Consider the following 16,419-nt stretch of genomic DNA (forward strand, 5'->3'; position numbering starts at 1 on the left):
CCTCCTTTATTACTCAGCGTCTAGTTCGTTATCTTCATTTACAGGAGCTTGTATTCCTGCTTGAGATTCGCTTTTTATATCTATTTTCCAGTTAGTAAGTTTAGCTGCAAGTCTTGCATTTTGTCCTTCTTTACCTATTGCTAATGATAATTGATAGTCAGGCACAACAACTGAAGCTGATTTTTCTGATTCATTTATATCTACTTTAACAACCTTTGATGGGCTTAAAGCTGCACATATGAATTCAGCTGGATCATCACTATATTTTATTATATCGATTTTCTCATCACCAAGTTCATCAACTATATTTTTTACTCTTGAACCTTTTGGACCAACACAAGATCCAATTGGGTCTATCTTTTCATCTATAGATTTAACTGCCATCTTAGTTCTAGATCCTGCTTCTCTAGCTATAGATTTAATTTGAACTATACCTTCAAATATTTCAGGTACTTCAAATTCAAATAATCTCTTAACTAAACCTGGATGACTTCTTGATACTACGATTTGAGGTCCTTTATTGCTTTTTTTCACTTCTAGTATATAAACCTTTAATTGTTGACCTGGTTTGTAATGTTCCCCTTGTATTTGCTCCGGTTGTGTCATTACAGCTTCTATTTTCCCAAGATTTATATGAACTATATTTTTATTCATTCTAGCTACTTCACCTGTAACTATTTCATTTTCTTTATCCATGTATTCTTTGTATACTATATCTCTTTCAGCTTCTCTTATTCTTTGAACAACAACTTGCTTTGCCGTTTGAGCTGCTATTCTTCCAAAGTCCATAGGAGTTACTTCATGCTCTATTATATCTCCTAACTCATAGCTAGGGCTTATTTCTCTAGCGTCTTTAAGCTCTATTTCTAAGAAAGTATCATATAAATCCGATTCATCAACTACTACTCTTTGAGAAAATACTTTTATATCTCCTCCTCCGACTCTGTCAAACTCAACTCTAACGTTTTGAGCTGATCCAAAGTTTTTCTTGTATGCAGTTAAAAGTGCTTGTTCTATAGTATCTATAAGTATCTCTTTATCTATACCTCTGTCTTTTTCTAGTTCGTCTAATGCTTCCATAAATTCGTGATTCATTTACTTTTCCTCCCTGTTATGCTACGTCTAAAACTTTATTGCAAGTCTAACAAGTGCTACTTCTTTTTTGCCAAACTCAACTTCGTTTCCATCTATTATCACTTTTATATTTTTATCTTCAGTTAATCCAACTAATTCGCCTTCAAATTGCTTTGATCCGTTCATTGGTGTATATAATTTTATTTCAACATCTCTACCTTGATATCTTATAAAATCTTTATCTTTTTTAAGTGGTCTGTCAAGCCCTGGTGATGATACCTCTAAGAAGTAATTATCCTTTATAGGATCTTTTACATCTAGAACTTCACTTAATGCTCTACTTACTTCTTCACAGTCACTTAAAGCTATTCCGCCTTCTTTGTCTATGTATATTCTTAAGTAGTATTCACCAGCCTCTTTAATGTATTCTACATCTACGATTTCAAATCCACGTGGGTCAGTTATTTCTGCTACCATTTCTTCGATTATAGCTTCTATACTCTTTTTCATTTGTTTACCTCCTATTCAGTTGTCAGTTTAGTATTTAAAACAAAAGAGTGAGCACATCTGTCTCACTCTTAGTTTCTGCAAAATATACTATTTTATATACTATCATAACATATATTAATTACTGTTGCAAATTTTTTAAATTTCAGTCTACTTCATTATAACTCATAGCATAAACATAATAGCCCTACATTTAGTAAGGCTATCTGTTATTTATTATCATTATATTTAGCTTTAGATATCATTTGAGTCATAGTTCCCATTGGGCAATATACACACCATGATCGAGGTTTGTATAAAAGCATTGTTATTATACCAAGTACTGTAGATGTAACCATTACACTAAAGAATCCAAATGCAAACTGTGCTACCCATGGATTAACCATGCTAACCTCGACCCAGTTCCAAGGCATTTTAAATGTCCAAAGTATAGTTATAACTTCTTTTAACCCATTGCTACCTTTAAACACTAAATAAGTATTAAATATCATATTTGAAAACATAATCATAAAAAATGCTAAAAATCCATATCTAAAAGTTTTACTTCTTAAAAATTTAGGAATATCTCTATATCTTGATAACTTCATTTTATTTCCCATTAAATCTAATAATTGACCTCTTCCACAATAATTATTACAATAGCTCTTTCCCTTACCACCTATAGACATTATTAGTGGAACTAGTAAACATATCATACCTAACCATGCAAATAATATATTAAATATTCCTAAAAGTAAGTACATTGCACTTATTATCCACATATAATCTTTCCAAGTCTTTTTTTGTTTTTTCATTATTTATCCACCTCCATTTTTTGAACTTCTATAACAGATGCTGGACATACTTTTGCACATTTTCCACAGCCTACACATTTATCTATGTTTATCTTTGCAAATACACCTTTTTCTATAGTTATAATGTTTAGTGGACATACTTTAACACAACTTCCACAAGCTACACATTCATTAATATTTACTATTGCTTTTTTCTTTAACATTTTTGTCCCTCCTACTTGTTGTTATGTTCCCATTATATGTTTTTTTTAGTTTAAGTTCTGTAACAAAGTCACATTTCTATATAAGAAAACTTGCTGACTATCTCAGTTATCTTTTCGTGAGTATATATCTCTAATTATAAATAGGAACTTCAAATGAAGTTCCTATTTATAAATTATCCTATATATTTTTTAATTATAAGTTTAGATATTATTACACTACTTTTAACTCTATATACTCTTCTTCAATATTGCCTTGGCATTTTTTTAATATATTTCTAGATAAAACAAATACAATTAACTCAGATACAAAGGTTGCTATCCATATTCCCTTACCTCCAAACAAAAGTATCATAGCTACTAAACTAAGCGTTATAACAACTATTCCTCTTCCTAAAGATACCATACTCGCTAGTACTGGTTCACCTACTGCAACACAGAATCCCGAGGTAATTATATTGTATCCCATTATTAAAAACGCTAATGAGAATACTCTTGAAATAGTTACTGTATAGTCAAATAGTTGCTTATCTACATTACTTATAAACATAGAAACTATTTGATTTGTAAAAACAACAACTATTAAAAATGCGATTATTGAAGCTATCTTTACCGTTTTTAGTGCCATATCAAGAATTGATAATACTGCATTTTTATCGTTCTTTCCATAATAATAACTACAAATTGGCTGTATCCCTTGAGAAATTCCCATCATAGTAGTTAAAACCAATGTATTAATATAACAAATAACACTATAACTTACCAAAGCCTCTTCTCCAATAATTTTTAATATACTTATATTAAAAATTAAAACGACCACAGCCATACTAACTTCTGTTGTACAATCTGGTATTCCTATTGATATTATTTTCTTTATTATAGAAAAATCAAATTTAAACTTAACAAATTGTAATTTCCCTTTTTTTCTTAAAAAATGTATAAAGAAAAATAAAAAAGAAAGTATTCTAGCTATTCCTGTTGCAAATGCAGCACCTTCAACTCCATAGCCTAGCTTTAATACAAATATATAATCTAGTACTATATTTGTTATTGCCGATATCAATACACCTATAGTTGCAAGGTGAGGATAACCATCACTTTTTATTAAAACTTCTAGCGAATATGATACTATGTAAAATCCAACAAATAGTATTATTGTTCCTAAATACTCTTTTACATATTGCAAAGTCGAACTTGTAGCCCCTAAAAATATTGCCAGTTTATCTAAATTTAATAAACTCAATATAACTATAATAGCTGATAAAATTGATACTACTACTATATTTAAAGTAAAATATTCATTTGCTTTTTTATTGTCTCCATTGCCTAAAGCCATAGATACTATAGTAGTTGTTCCTGTTGAAAAAAGTATAGACAATGCAAATATAGTATTTATATATGGTGTTGATATATTTACAGCAGCTAGTGCCTCATTTCCAACCCCTTTACTTACAAATATTCCATCTACCATCGAATATAGTGAAAATACCCACATTGCTGATACTGAAGGTATTACGTATTTTCTAAATTGCGATTTTAAATCTTTTATGTTTTCCATTTGATAACATCTCCTTTCTTTCCTACCTACAAAACTATAAACTATGGTATAATACACAAGTCAACAAACTATTTCAAAATTATTTTGGTGGTGATTATTTGAAAAGAAAATACTATAAAACAGGCGAACTTTCAAAAATATATAAACTTGGAAGAGATTCTATAAAATATTATGAAAAGCTAGGTCTTTTAAATCCTAAAAGAGATACTAATGATTACAGAATGTACACTATCAAAGATGTATGCAATCTAAATCTAATAAGAGAGCTTAGAAGTCTTGATTTTTCTATGCCAAGAATAAAGGAATATCTTCTAAATAGAAATATTAAGAGCACTAAAAATATGCTTAATGAAGAAATTGAACTTATTGAAAAAAGAGTTGAAGAGTTGAATACTCATAAAGAATCTCTTAAAAAAAGGTTAGCTTCTATTGATAAATGTATAGAACATACTACTTTTGATAGAATTGAGCTTTTATATTTAAATAAAAGGAAGGCTCTTACTATTGACTCTAATGTTACATTTGATGAAAATGTTGATTATTTAATACAAAGATTAAGCGAAAAGTTTGAAGATAAATTCTATATTCTTGGAAACAGTAATTTCGGTGCTATATTTGATTCTAGCCGTATTTCCAATAACATTTTCAATAGTTATAAATACACATTTTGCTTGCTTGATGATAATGCTACAAATTATAATTTCATTTTAGATGAAGGTTATTACGTTACTTATACTTACAAAGGTGATTATAAACAGTATTGTCAAATTTTTGATATGCTTTATAAATTCATTGAAATCAATAAATATACAATTTTAGGGGATCCTATTGAGATTTATAAGATAGATATTTATGAGACTGCTATCGAAGATGAGTATGTTACTCAAGTTCAAATTCCGGTTAAGCTTCTTAGTGATTTATCAATATAAAAAGGAACTTTTTTAAAGTTCCTTTTTTTATAAAATATACATTTTTCTAAATAATTTATGATACTATTAATGTTTCTTTCTATTACTATACATTATCATTTGTATTCATACTACTTAATTCTCCATCTACTATAGATATAATTCTATCAGCTTTTTTAGCAATATTTTCATTATGAGTAATCATTATTAATGTTTGATTGTATTTTTTTATAGAAGTTTTAAGTAAATTCATAACTTCTTCTGTAGTCTTTGTATCTAAGTTACCAGTAGGTTCATCTGCAAGTATTATACTTGGTTTTGCACATAATGCACGAGCTATTGCTACCCTTTGTTGTTGTCCTCCCGATAATTGACTTGGTAGATGAGTTTTTCTATCTCCTATTCCAAGTAAATTCATAAGGTCATTTATGTAAGCTTCATCTACTTTTTGGTTATCTAATTTTAATGGTAGTTCTACATTTTCTTTAACGTTTAAAACTGGTATTAAATTATATTGTTGAAATACAAATCCAACTTGTTTTCTTCTGTATTTTGCTAGTTCTTTATCACTTAAACAGCATATATCTTTTCCATTTACTTTTATTGTTCCACTACTTGGTCGCTCTAATCCCCCTACTATGTGTAGAAAGGTACTTTTTCCACTTCCACTAGGACCTACTATCGCTACAAATTCCCCTTTGTTTATTTTTAAGTTTGCATTTTCAAGTGCATTTACACTTGTTTCTTTTTTTCCATATATTTTACCTAAATTTATCGTTTCAAGTATTACCATAATGACCCCTCTATTCTATAATATTTATAGCTTCTACTATATTGCTTTCTTTTATTTTTATTGCTGGTAGATATGTTGCAAATAGTCCTATTAATATGTTTGCTATAGTTATTAATATATAATCTATATAAGCTATTTCAAATTCTAATCCAACATATTCAAATCCCCATGTATTGTATAATCTAATTTGCAATAATATTCCTAGTATTATTACAGTTATACTTGAAAGTATTCCATACAATAATCCTTCATATATTATCATTTTTCTAAAATCTTCATTTGATATTCCTACTGCTCTTAACATTCCAAATTCACTAGTTCTAGATGTTATATTGTAACTAACATTATTGATTATATTAAACATACTTATTGTAAATATAACTAGTATAATACCATACCTAGACATTTTTATTTTTTCGTCTGATTGTTTGTCAATTTCTTTTTCTTTTATCATACATCTTGTTGTTGTTCCTGGAGTTTTACTACTTATTTTCCCCAATTTTTTATTTATAGATTTATAATTTGCTCCTTCTTTTATGTTTGCATAAATTAAGTTATATGTATTTATTCCTGTAATTTTTTCCATGTATTCATTACTTGTTATAACATCTATACCACTATCACAAGAGTACATCCAATCATCTGCAAATGGATAATCGACTATTGCTCCAACTTTAAATTCATAGTATTCATAATCATAGTTGTCTCCATCTTTCATATCCCAATAATTTGCTTCATCATCTATCGTTTTCATTTTCCCTTTTGGCGATTTTACTTTAACTGTATCTCCTACTTTTATATCTACAGCTGGTTTACCTCCACCTGTAATTTTATTACTATATTCACCATCACTATACGTATGAGGCATATACAATACAACTGTATTACTATTTTTCATTTTTTCTATATCTATTTTTCCACTTACTATATAATCATTTAATGATTTTATCATTTCATCATTATATCCTTTTATTTGCTGTTTGATTGTGTATGTATTTTTTTCTTTATTTTCTAAAAGTTCACGTCCTCCTCTTACTCTTTTAGAATTTTCATCTTGATCTTTATAATAGTTCAAATCTTTAAATTTTTCTTTTGGTATATCCATTCTTGTTTGTAAAATACTTGCTATTTTGACTTCTTTGATTCCATCTATTTTCTTTATTTCTTTTATTTGTTCTTTACTAAGAGCACTATTTGAATTATAAAAACTATTAGTATTTAAAATAAAATCTCCATTTTTATAAAATTCTAAATCACTATTTTTTATTCTTTCTTTATATTCTTTAGCTGTATAGTTTTCCTTTATAATCATTAATCCACCTATACTCATAGATAAAACAATTATTACAAGACCACATTTATCTCTAAATATGTTTCTCATAGACACACTTTTAGTTATAGGTATATATTTACTTAATTTATTTACTATAAAACTATTTTTCTTTACTTTTTTATTATTACTTAAATTCTTTCTTATGGCATCTATTGTTGAGACTTTTCTTATTCTTATATAAGTTAATACACTTATGATAAGAATAACTGAAAGTGTGCAACCTATTGCTAAAAGTATTATATTAACAGGTATTACAAAAGGAGTAATTACTCCATTAACTTCAAATTTTATATTGCCTGATAGTTTATTAAAAATTTGTGCTCCACCCATTCCAGTTAATATTCCTATTGGTAATCCTAATAAACTAAGTATTAATAATTCATATATCATAAATTTAAATATTTTAAAATTAGTAGATCCTAAAGCTTTTAATACTCCATATTCTCTAATTCTTTGATATATCGATATACTATATATGCTATACATTACAAATCCCGCAAATAAACTTACAACTATTGCGGTATTTTTACTTTCTTTATCTAATACTCCATTTGCCATAACAGCATATATAACTTCTTTATTTTCCCTAATATTATCTTTTTTATTGAATTTAGCTTTTTTAGATATCTCTTTTATATTTTTAGTTATGTCAGTGTTTTCATAAAATTCTACATATGCATCAAATTTATTGGTATTTACTTCATCTAAATTCATAAACATTTCACATACGCCTACACTTTTTGCGGTATATCTATCACTAAGTATTCCTACTACTTTAAAAGTTTCTGGCTTTTCTTTTTCATATAATTTAAATGTTAATTCTTGATTTATGTTAGGCTCTAATCCTAAACAATTTAAAATCCATTCTTCAACAATAACCTCATTTTTTCCTTTTGGTAATCTCCCTTTTAAAAGCTTTGATTCTTTAGTTAAATAGTTTTCACTTGCATGTTGTATATTTATAGGTATTTTTTCACCTACATCACTTGATGCATAATAAGATGTTATACTCATGTCTTTTATGTCATTTCCTTGTTTTACAATTTCTAATTGTTCTTTATTTATATCTTTAAACCTTACATGCTGTGTACCACATTCTCTTTTCATTCTATCTAAATCTGCTTGTTGAGCACTTCTTGACAAAGTACCTACCCCTACTATAAGAGCTGTCCCAAGTACTATACTAAGTATTATTGCTAATGACCTTGCCTTATAACTTTTTATATATTTCATTACTATACTTAAATCATTCCTCATATTTACCACTTCCTTCCTTTTGAATAACTTAATTATATATTTCTTTAAAAAATGTAGCAAATTGCACTTTTTCAAGTTTTTAAGGCTTTTTTACATAAATATATATATCTATATTCAAGTTTTAATAGTTTCTTTGTAAATTTCCACTTTTTACATATTTTTTTATAAATGATATACTCTTAATATAAGTTAGAAATCAGGGGTGAGTTATGGACAATATTTTTGGTTTTCCTATATATATTTTAATTTTGTTTATAGGAATTAATATTTTATGGAGTAAATATAATTTTTATAAAAAATTATCGTTATTAAAAAGATGTTTAATTACAACAGCTATATCAATTATTCTGTTTTATTTGATTGAAAATGTTTTAGCATTAACTTTAATTAATCTTCGTTCTAAATTTCTACTAATAGGATTATTTAAAATATTTATATCTTTTATATGTGCAATTATTTGTTTTTATATAGGATTTAAATTTATAAAACTATTAGATGACAATAATTTAAAAGAATGTGAACTTGAAAATCAAATTAGTAAAATTAAGCACAAAGATAATATAATAGCTAAATTGAGAAGTCAAAAACACGATTACTTAAAGCATTTGCAAGTTGTATATTCTTTGCTTAACACTGGGCTTAGTGATGATGCAAAGAACTATATAACTAATATTTCAAATAGTTTTAGGTCTAAAACATCTAGATATGGCAAAGTTTCTTATTTAGATGCTATAGCTTCTTTAAAGTATGAAGAATGTCTTATGAAAAACATTACTTTTGATGTTTATATACAAGATTTTATAGATAATTTAGCTATAGAACCTAATGATATGAGCTCTGTTCTTCTTAATATTATAGACAATGCCATTGATTCTTTGTCTAATATTTCTAAAGAAAATAAATATATAAAGCTTTTTGTATATGAAGATGAGTTTCAATATGTTATTTCTATAAAAAATAATGGATTTAAAATTTATAATACAGATGATATATTTTTAGAAGGATTTTCTACAAAGGATGGACAAGATAAGGGGTACGGTCTTTATTTAGTTAAAAATATATTAGATAAATATGGTTATCATATTTTTGCTAGTAGTGATGAATTTATTACTGAATTTACAATTTTAATTCCTAAATACTGCTAAATTGATATTTATGATAAGACTTAGGTTCTGGTAGCTCTACTACACTAAATATTAATTATACTAATTGTTTACTTATTCAGATGTAGAATTATTATATATATGATTCACGATATCGTGACGATAATACTTAAGTTTATATTTCACGATATCGAGAAAATACTTTTTAAATTGTATGGGGGGTTTTATGATAAAAGTTTTAGTTTGCGATGATGATAAGGCTGTTAGAGATGATATAGAAAATACAATTAAAGAATGTGGTTTTGTTGATTATGTAAAAAAGGTTAAAAACGGCCTAGAGGCTATTGAGTTTATAAAAAATGAGAAAATAGATTTACTTATAATAGATATTGACATGCCTTATAAAAATGGTATTGATTGCGCTAAGGAAATTATAGCTTTTGATAAGGACGTTCATATAATCTTTGTTACTGGATTTGCTGATTATAGTTTGGAAAGTTTTAAGGTACATCCTGTTGATTTTATTGTTAAGCCTTTTACTAAAGAGAAAATATTAGATTCTTTAAACATAGCTATTGACCATGTTAATTCTCATAAGTTGGCTAAGAATAATTTTATTGAGGATACTTTGTTTTTATATAAAATTAGAAAGCAAATTCATATGATTAATTTTGATGATATCGTTATGTTTGAGAAAAATTCTAGGGCTATTAATTTATATACTAAAGATCATGATGTCATTAAATTTTATGAGAGTTTTGAGGATTTAGAAAAACGACTACCTCCTAATTTTTTTACAACTCATAAAAGTTATATTGTTAACTTGAAGCTTATACATAAGGTTATTCCTATAAATAAGTCTTCTTTAGAAATTAGTTTTATAAATTTTCAAGAAAGTGCTACTCTTAGCAAATCTTTGGAGAAAGATTTCCTTTATAGATTTTATAGGACTAAGAGATTTTAAAAAATTCACTTTGCTCATGTCGCCAACGATATACCTTCGCTACCGTGTCAGGTACATCCGTTACTCAAAATGTCACGATATAGTGAAATTAAGTTAATCTTAATTCACACTATCGTGACATTTTTATGTTCCATTTATATTTTACTTTTAACGTTATCATTAAATTATAATTTTTAGTTTGTTAATTGATTATTCTTTTAAATCTGTCTACGTATGTTTTATCATAATCTATAACTCCTATATTTTCGTCGCTTGCTATTTTCTTTATTTTATTTTTCTCGATATATTTATCAAATATCTCAATTTCTAAATATGTATCCATTTCCTCTTTAGTTCCATCAATACTACCAAGTGTATCATTAAGATTTATAGAACTTTTATCTTTAAAGTTTACAATATAATAAAACTCATTTTTACTTTTACTTAAAGAAATTTCTTTTCCATGCACTCCAGTTTCTACATAGTCTATATCCTCTAATGTATATGTTTTTCCAGTTGGTTTTAAAAATGAATAATTTGTTATTTTATCTTTTTGAATAACACTTACATTTACAATTATTGCATATATTAAAATTATGTTTGTCAGTAAAAATAGAAACTTATGTTTTTTTATAATTTCATTTAATTTTTTTGAAAAATTATTAAATATGTATTTTACTCCTATAAAAACGATAAAATATATTTGCAAAATAAATATTAGCCTATTCCCCGGTTTATTAAACAACCACATAAAGTAATCCTCTGGTATAAATATAGCTTTTTGTATATGTGAAACTAACATATACGAAACCATAGCAAATATAAATGAAAAAACACATACAAGCATCCATTTTTTAATATTTACTAAATCATTTTCAGATTTCAAAATTTACACTCTCCCTATTATTTTTATATAATTATATCAACATTTCCAATTAATGTAAAATATCAGTGTTATAATTTTGCTTAAGCAATAGTCTTAGGGAAACATTTCGTATCAACTCAAAACATCCATTGTTTAAAGTATCATTTTGATTATAAAAGATTTTTAAAATATTCATTTGTAATTTTTTATAATCGAATTTTTCATTGTTTTATAAAAAGTCGTTTAAAATAAATTAAATTATGATATAATATAGATATATAAAAATAAAAAAAGAAATTACAATCTAGTGAGATAGAGTGTGATTTCTATGTAATAAAAATCATTTATCTTTTAAAGTCACTCTTATCGCCATTAGAGTGATTTTTTAGTTTATCATAAATAAAACATCCTATAATACTAAATATTACAGTATCTGAATTGATTAATAATAACTTTAGCATTTCCATACTTCCACCTCCTTCCTTATCGGAAGTAGGTTTCTTCTTTAGTATAGAAACCATCACTCTTAGATTGCAATTTCTAAACTTTATTATATCATAATATACTATAAAAGTCGTCTGTATTTTAAAGTGTCGACTTTTATAGTATATGTATTTAATTAAAACAATGATAATTGATTTTCATCACTCATATTTTCTAATGAACCATGATTTGTTAATGTTTCTATAACCGTCCTTGATATTTTGGTTCTTTTTCTTAAATCTTCCTTAGATATAAATTCTCCATTATCTCTTTCTTTTTGAATATTAATAGCAGCATTTTCACCAACCCCTTGTAGAGCTATCATCGGAGGTAGCAGGGTTTTTTCTCCTACCACTTGGAATTTACTTGCATCCGATTTATATATATCAACAGGAAGTATCTTAATTCCTCTTGCATACATTTCAAGAGCTACTTCAAGAACTGTTAATATACCCTTCTCCTTTGTTGTTGCATCATTTCCTAAGCTTTCTATTTCATTAATTTTAGACTTTATAGCTGGCAATCCTTTTACAACTATCTCTGCATCAAAATCTTCTGCCTTTGTTGTAAAATAAGTAGCATAAAAAGCTTCTGGATAATGAACTTTACAATATGCTAATCTAAATGACATCATTACATAAGCTACGGCATGTGCCTTTGGGAACATGTACTTTATCTTTTGACATGAACCTATATACCATTGTGGAACGTCATTTTCTTTCATTGTTTCAATATGTTCTGGTTTTAATCCTTTACCTTTTCTTACATTCTCCATTATAGTAAAGGCCATCTTAGGAGGTAGTCCTTTGAAAATAAGGTAGTTCATTATATCGTCACGGGTAGATATAACATCTTTTAATCCAACTACATCATCTCTTACTAAATCTTGTGCATTGTTTAACCAAACATCCGTCCCATGTGATAGTCCTGATATACGCACAAGTTCTGCAAATGTTGTTGGTTTTGTATCAAGTAACATTTGTCTAACGAATTTCGTACCAAATTCAGGTATTGCAAGGCACCCTATTGGACAATTTATTTCCTGTGGCGTTACTCCTAATGCATCCGTTGATGTAAATAAAGACATCGTCTCTTTGTCATCTAGCGGAATCTTTGTTGCGTCTATTTCAGTTATATCTTCAAGCATTCTGATTATGGTCGGAACGTCATGCCCTAGTATATCAAGTTTTAGTATTCTACCACTTATTGAGTGATAATCAAAGTGAGTCGTTATAACACCACACGATGTATCATTAGCAGGATACTGTATTGGTGTAAAATCATATACATCTTTGTAATGAGGTATAACCATAACTCCACCTGGATGCTGTCCTGATGTTCTCTTAACTCCTGTACATCCATTAGCTAATCGTAAAACTTCAGCACTTGGAACATTTATATTATTCTCTTCTACATATTTTATCGCATATCCAAAAGCTGTTTTTTCGGCTACTGTACCTATAGTACCTGCTCTATAAACGTACCCTTCACCGAATAAATCTTCTGTGTATTTATGAATTATTGGCTGATAATCTCCTGAGAAGTTTAAGTCTATATCTGGTTCTTTATCTCCTTCAAATCCTAAAAAAACTTCAAAAGGTATATCATGTCCGTCTTTTTTAAGCTTGCGTCCACACTTTGGACAATCCTTATTAGGTAAATCTACTCCTGAACCCCACTCTCCTATTTCATAGAAATAAGAATACTTGCACTCTGCATTTTCGCAAATATAATGAGCAGGAAGCGGATTAACCTCCGTTATATCACTCATTGTAGCTGCAACCGAAGAACCAACTGATCCTCTTGATCCAACTAGGTAACCATCTCTTAAAGATTTTGTAACTAGCTTTTGTGATATGATATACATCACTGCATATCCATTACCTATTATAGAATTTAATTCTCTATCAAGCCTTGCTTGTACAACTTCTGGAAGTGGATCTCCATATATTCTTTTAGACTTTTCGTAACACATTTCTCTAAGTTCTACATCTGAACCATCTATTACTGGTGGATACGTATCATCCGGTATTGGTTTTATAACTTCTACCATATCTGCAATTTTATTAGTATTTTCAATAACAACTTCGTAAGCTAATTCTTCTCCTAGATATTTAAATTCATCTAACATTTCATTAGTAGTTCTAAATTGTAGGTAAGTTTCTTCTTCATCAGCTTTAAATCCTTGAGAGTACTTTAATATTTTTCTAAGCACTGCTTCATGCTTATCTAGAAAATGAACATCTCCAGTAGCTACTGGTATTTTGCCAAACTTATGAGCAACTTCTACCATCTTACGATTTAAGTCTCTTAATTCTTCTTCATCCTCTACTTCACCCTTGTGGATCATAAATCTATTGTTATCAATGGGCATAATTTCAATATAATCATACATATCTATTATTTTTGCCATTTCTTCATCACTTACATTTTTTTTGACGCCTTTAAATACAGCTCCAGCCTCACAAGCTGAACCTATTATAAGCCCTTCTTTATGCTCATTTAGCACACTTCTAAGTATTCTAGGCGCTCTATAAAAATGATTTATATGAGCATCCGATACTATTTTATATAAATTCTTAAGTCCTGTATAATCCTTAGCTATTAAAGTTATATGGTTAGTGTTTAATTTTGTATAATCTATCTTTCCAAGTACTTCATTTACATCGCTTAAAGTTTTAGCTCCCTTTTTAACTAGCATATCTAGAAACTTACTAAATATAAGAGCTGTAGCTTTTGCATCATCAATTGCTCTATGGTGATTTAATAAAGGTACGCCCAAAGCTTTTGCTACAACATTTAGCCTATGCCTTTTTAAATTTGGTAGTAATACCCTTGATAGTGTAAGTGTATCTACACTTTTGTTATTAAATTCTATATTTTGTTGTCTACATTTTTCATTTATAAAGCCCATATCAAATTCTGCATTATGTGCTACTAATACACTATCACCTATAAATTCTATAAACTTAGGCAAAACTTCTTCTATAGTAGGCTTATCTGCTACCATATCATTAGTAATTCCCGTCAATTCCTGTATCTTATAAGATATATCTTTTTGAGGATTTATAAGTTCACTAAATCTAGCAACAATTTCAAAGTTTTCTATTTTGACAGCACCAATTTCAGTTATCTTATCATTAGTGTTAGAAAAGCCTGTAGTTTCTATATCAAATACAACAAAACTTTGTGAAAGTTCTTTATCATTAGCATCTTCTATAATACATGCATCATCTTCAACTAAATAACCTTCAACTCCATAAAGTATTTTTATATTATTAGCCTTACCAGCACTCATAGCCTCTGGAAAAGCTTGAACTACACCATGATCGGTTATAGCTATTGCCTTATGACCCCACTTAGCAGCACGCTCTATTAGCTTTTTAGTTGAACATAGAGCATCCATTGAAGACATTTGCGTATGTGCATGAAGTTCTACTCTTTTCTCATCACTACTATCTTCTCTTTCTATCTTAACTTCATTTCTTATCCCACTTATAGTCATTGTAAGTTCTCTTTGATAAGTATCATACATAACGTCACCTTTTATTTTTAAATATGAACCTTTTTTAACATGGTCTAGTACCCCATCTTTATTAGTATCATTTAAGAAAAGCTTACAACTTATAGAACTTGTGTAGTCTGTAACTGATGCTATTAATAATATTTTACCATTTCTAAGTTCTTTAGTTTCAACATCGAAAACCTCACCTATTATCGCAATAGTTCCTGAAGTATTATTTAAAGTGTTTATTTTTTCTAGCATTGCATTTACATTATCACCATAAATTAACTCTTCATCTATTTCTGCTTTTATTACATATGCTGCTTCCTCATCTTCGGGCTGTACTTCTTTAGAGCTAATCTCTAATTCTTTAATTCTTTCCTCTGTTATTTTATCAGTCTTTCTTATTATCTTTTCTATGTTAACTTCCTCATCTATAGCTTTTTCTATTACTATATTAATGTCAATTCCTAATTCTTCACTTAAAATATTTTTAAGAACGTAAACTAAATTTTGCTTTATCAGCCTTTCATAAAATAAACCTTTAGGAAGCTTTATTTTTAGTAAATCATCTATACATAAATACTCTACTTGTCTATACCATCCTGCTATAGATGGACAAAGTTGTTTTAATATATATATGATATTCATCCAATATAGCTTTATAATATCTTTATTTTTCTTTCTATCTAAACCTGTGTATCTTATTTTTATTTTTATATCGTTGAAATAAGTTAGTTTTTCTTTTAACTCTTCTCTAAACATTTCTAAAAGTTCATAAGATACTATACCTTTTGATGTTAAGTAAAAATAAACTATTTTATCTTCTTTAAAATAAGTAACTTTATTTATATAAACTTCCTTTAATTGCTTTGCTAATATATTATTATTTATTTCTAATTTATCTAAGTATTCTTTTATAGTTTCCATAAAATCCTCCTTTCCTTAGAATACATATTATATCATAGGTTAATTGCTACCATTAAATAATTTTGTTCCCAATTATATCTAAACATACTATTTTAATTTGGATTAGCTACAAATTATATATATTTTAATATTATATAAAAAGACTATAATGTAAGGCGGTGTTAGC

At 27.6% G+C, this 16,419-nt stretch carries 13 protein-coding genes; 3 read left to right on the top strand and 10 right to left on the bottom strand.

Annotated elements, in window-relative coordinates:
• Positions 1-9: 9 nt before the first annotated feature.
• The 5 genes from nusA to AC11VW_RS07245 all read right to left on the bottom strand — a co-directional run bounded on the left by nusA (position 10) and on the right by AC11VW_RS07245 (position 4,133).
• Positions 10-1,095, bottom strand: a complete 1,086-nt coding sequence (nusA, locus tag AC11VW_RS07225) for a transcription termination factor NusA (RefSeq protein WP_484300728.1) — start codon at positions 1,093-1,095, stop codon at positions 10-12.
• Positions 1,096-1,122: 27 nt separating this feature from the next.
• A complete protein-coding gene (gene rimP / locus AC11VW_RS07230; protein WP_484300729.1) occupies positions 1,123-1,584 on the bottom strand; it encodes a ribosome maturation factor RimP in 462 nt (153 codons plus the stop codon).
• A gap of 206 nt (positions 1,585-1,790) precedes the next feature.
• Positions 1,791-2,375 (bottom strand): 4Fe-4S binding protein, encoded by a 585-nt coding sequence (locus AC11VW_RS07235; protein ID WP_484300730.1) that lies wholly within the window; start codon positions 2,373-2,375, stop codon positions 1,791-1,793.
• Positions 2,375-2,578: a DUF362 domain-containing protein gene (locus AC11VW_RS07240; protein WP_484300731.1), complete on the bottom strand. Its 204-nt coding sequence runs from the start codon at positions 2,576-2,578 to the stop codon at positions 2,375-2,377. Before AC11VW_RS07240 ends, AC11VW_RS07235 begins: the two co-directional genes overlap by 1 nt.
• A gap of 211 nt (positions 2,579-2,789) precedes the next feature.
• Positions 2,790-4,133, bottom strand: a complete 1,344-nt coding sequence (locus tag AC11VW_RS07245; RefSeq protein ID WP_484300732.1) for an MATE family efflux transporter — start codon at positions 4,131-4,133, stop codon at positions 2,790-2,792.
• Between the two features lie 98 nt (positions 4,134-4,231).
• On the opposite strand from AC11VW_RS07245, the gene AC11VW_RS07250 reads away from it, so the two are divergent.
• Positions 4,232-5,062 (top strand): MerR family transcriptional regulator, encoded by an 831-nt coding sequence (locus tag AC11VW_RS07250; RefSeq protein WP_484300733.1) that lies wholly within the window; start codon positions 4,232-4,234, stop codon positions 5,060-5,062.
• Between the two features lie 85 nt (positions 5,063-5,147).
• Here the strand turns inward: AC11VW_RS07250 and AC11VW_RS07255 are convergent, their stop codons facing one another.
• Positions 5,148-5,834: an ABC transporter ATP-binding protein gene (locus tag AC11VW_RS07255; RefSeq protein WP_484300734.1), complete on the bottom strand. Its 687-nt coding sequence runs from the start codon at positions 5,832-5,834 to the stop codon at positions 5,148-5,150.
• Positions 5,835-5,844: 10 nt separating this feature from the next.
• The gene (locus tag AC11VW_RS07260; protein ID WP_484300735.1) at positions 5,845-8,424 is read right to left on the bottom strand and encodes an ABC transporter permease; all 2,580 of its coding nucleotides are present in this window, start codon (positions 8,422-8,424) and stop codon (positions 5,845-5,847) included.
• 209 nt (positions 8,425-8,633) lie between these two features.
• On the opposite strand from AC11VW_RS07260, the gene AC11VW_RS07265 reads away from it, so the two are divergent.
• Positions 8,634-9,569: a sensor histidine kinase gene (locus tag AC11VW_RS07265; RefSeq protein WP_484300736.1), complete on the top strand. Its 936-nt coding sequence runs from the start codon at positions 8,634-8,636 to the stop codon at positions 9,567-9,569.
• Positions 9,570-9,753: 184 nt separating this feature from the next.
• Positions 9,754-10,491 carry a LytR/AlgR family response regulator transcription factor gene (locus tag AC11VW_RS07270; RefSeq protein WP_484300737.1) on the top strand — a complete coding sequence of 246 codons (738 nt, stop codon included), beginning with the start codon at positions 9,754-9,756 and terminating at the stop codon, positions 10,489-10,491.
• A gap of 181 nt (positions 10,492-10,672) precedes the next feature.
• Here the strand turns inward: AC11VW_RS07270 and AC11VW_RS07275 are convergent, their stop codons facing one another.
• The 3 genes from AC11VW_RS07275 to AC11VW_RS07285 form a co-directional block, all read right to left on the bottom strand.
• Positions 10,673-11,356, bottom strand: a complete 684-nt coding sequence (locus AC11VW_RS07275; RefSeq protein WP_484300738.1) for a hypothetical protein — start codon at positions 11,354-11,356, stop codon at positions 10,673-10,675.
• A gap of 323 nt (positions 11,357-11,679) precedes the next feature.
• Positions 11,680-11,802: a hypothetical protein gene (locus AC11VW_RS07280; protein WP_484300739.1), complete on the bottom strand. Its 123-nt coding sequence runs from the start codon at positions 11,800-11,802 to the stop codon at positions 11,680-11,682.
• Positions 11,803-11,954: 152 nt separating this feature from the next.
• Complete coding sequence (locus AC11VW_RS07285; RefSeq protein ID WP_484300740.1) at positions 11,955-16,253, bottom strand: PolC-type DNA polymerase III; 4,299 nt, start codon at positions 16,251-16,253, stop codon at positions 11,955-11,957.
• Positions 16,254-16,419: the final 166 nt, after the last annotated feature.

It is taken from the genome of Romboutsia sp. (assembly GCF_056995035.1).

Bases quoted from the DNA above. Each gene is read 5' to 3' on its own strand.
- AC11VW_RS07270 (WP_484300737.1), top strand. From the start codon at position 9,754: ATGATAAAAGTTTTAGTTTGCGATGATGATAAGGCTGTTAGAGATGAT.
- rimP (WP_484300729.1), bottom strand. From the start codon at position 1,584: ATGAAAAAGAGTATAGAAGCTATAATCGAAGAAATGGTAGCAGAAATA.
- AC11VW_RS07285 (WP_484300740.1), bottom strand. From the start codon at position 16,253: ATGGAAACTATAAAAGAATACTTAGATAAATTAGAAATAAATAATAAT.
- nusA (WP_484300728.1), bottom strand. From the start codon at position 1,095: ATGAATCACGAATTTATGGAAGCATTAGACGAACTAGAAAAAGACAGA.
- AC11VW_RS07265 (WP_484300736.1), top strand. From the start codon at position 8,634: ATGGACAATATTTTTGGTTTTCCTATATATATTTTAATTTTGTTTATA.
- AC11VW_RS07235 (WP_484300730.1), bottom strand. From the start codon at position 2,375: ATGAAAAAACAAAAAAAGACTTGGAAAGATTATATGTGGATAATAAGT.
- AC11VW_RS07255 (WP_484300734.1), bottom strand. From the start codon at position 5,834: ATGGTAATACTTGAAACGATAAATTTAGGTAAAATATATGGAAAAAAA.
- AC11VW_RS07280 (WP_484300739.1), bottom strand. From the start codon at position 11,802: ATGGAAATGCTAAAGTTATTATTAATCAATTCAGATACTGTAATATTT.
- AC11VW_RS07245 (WP_484300732.1), bottom strand. From the start codon at position 4,133: ATGGAAAACATAAAAGATTTAAAATCGCAATTTAGAAAATACGTAATA.
- AC11VW_RS07260 (WP_484300735.1), bottom strand. From the start codon at position 8,424: ATGAGGAATGATTTAAGTATAGTAATGAAATATATAAAAAGTTATAAG.
- AC11VW_RS07240 (WP_484300731.1), bottom strand. From the start codon at position 2,578: ATGTTAAAGAAAAAAGCAATAGTAAATATTAATGAATGTGTAGCTTGT.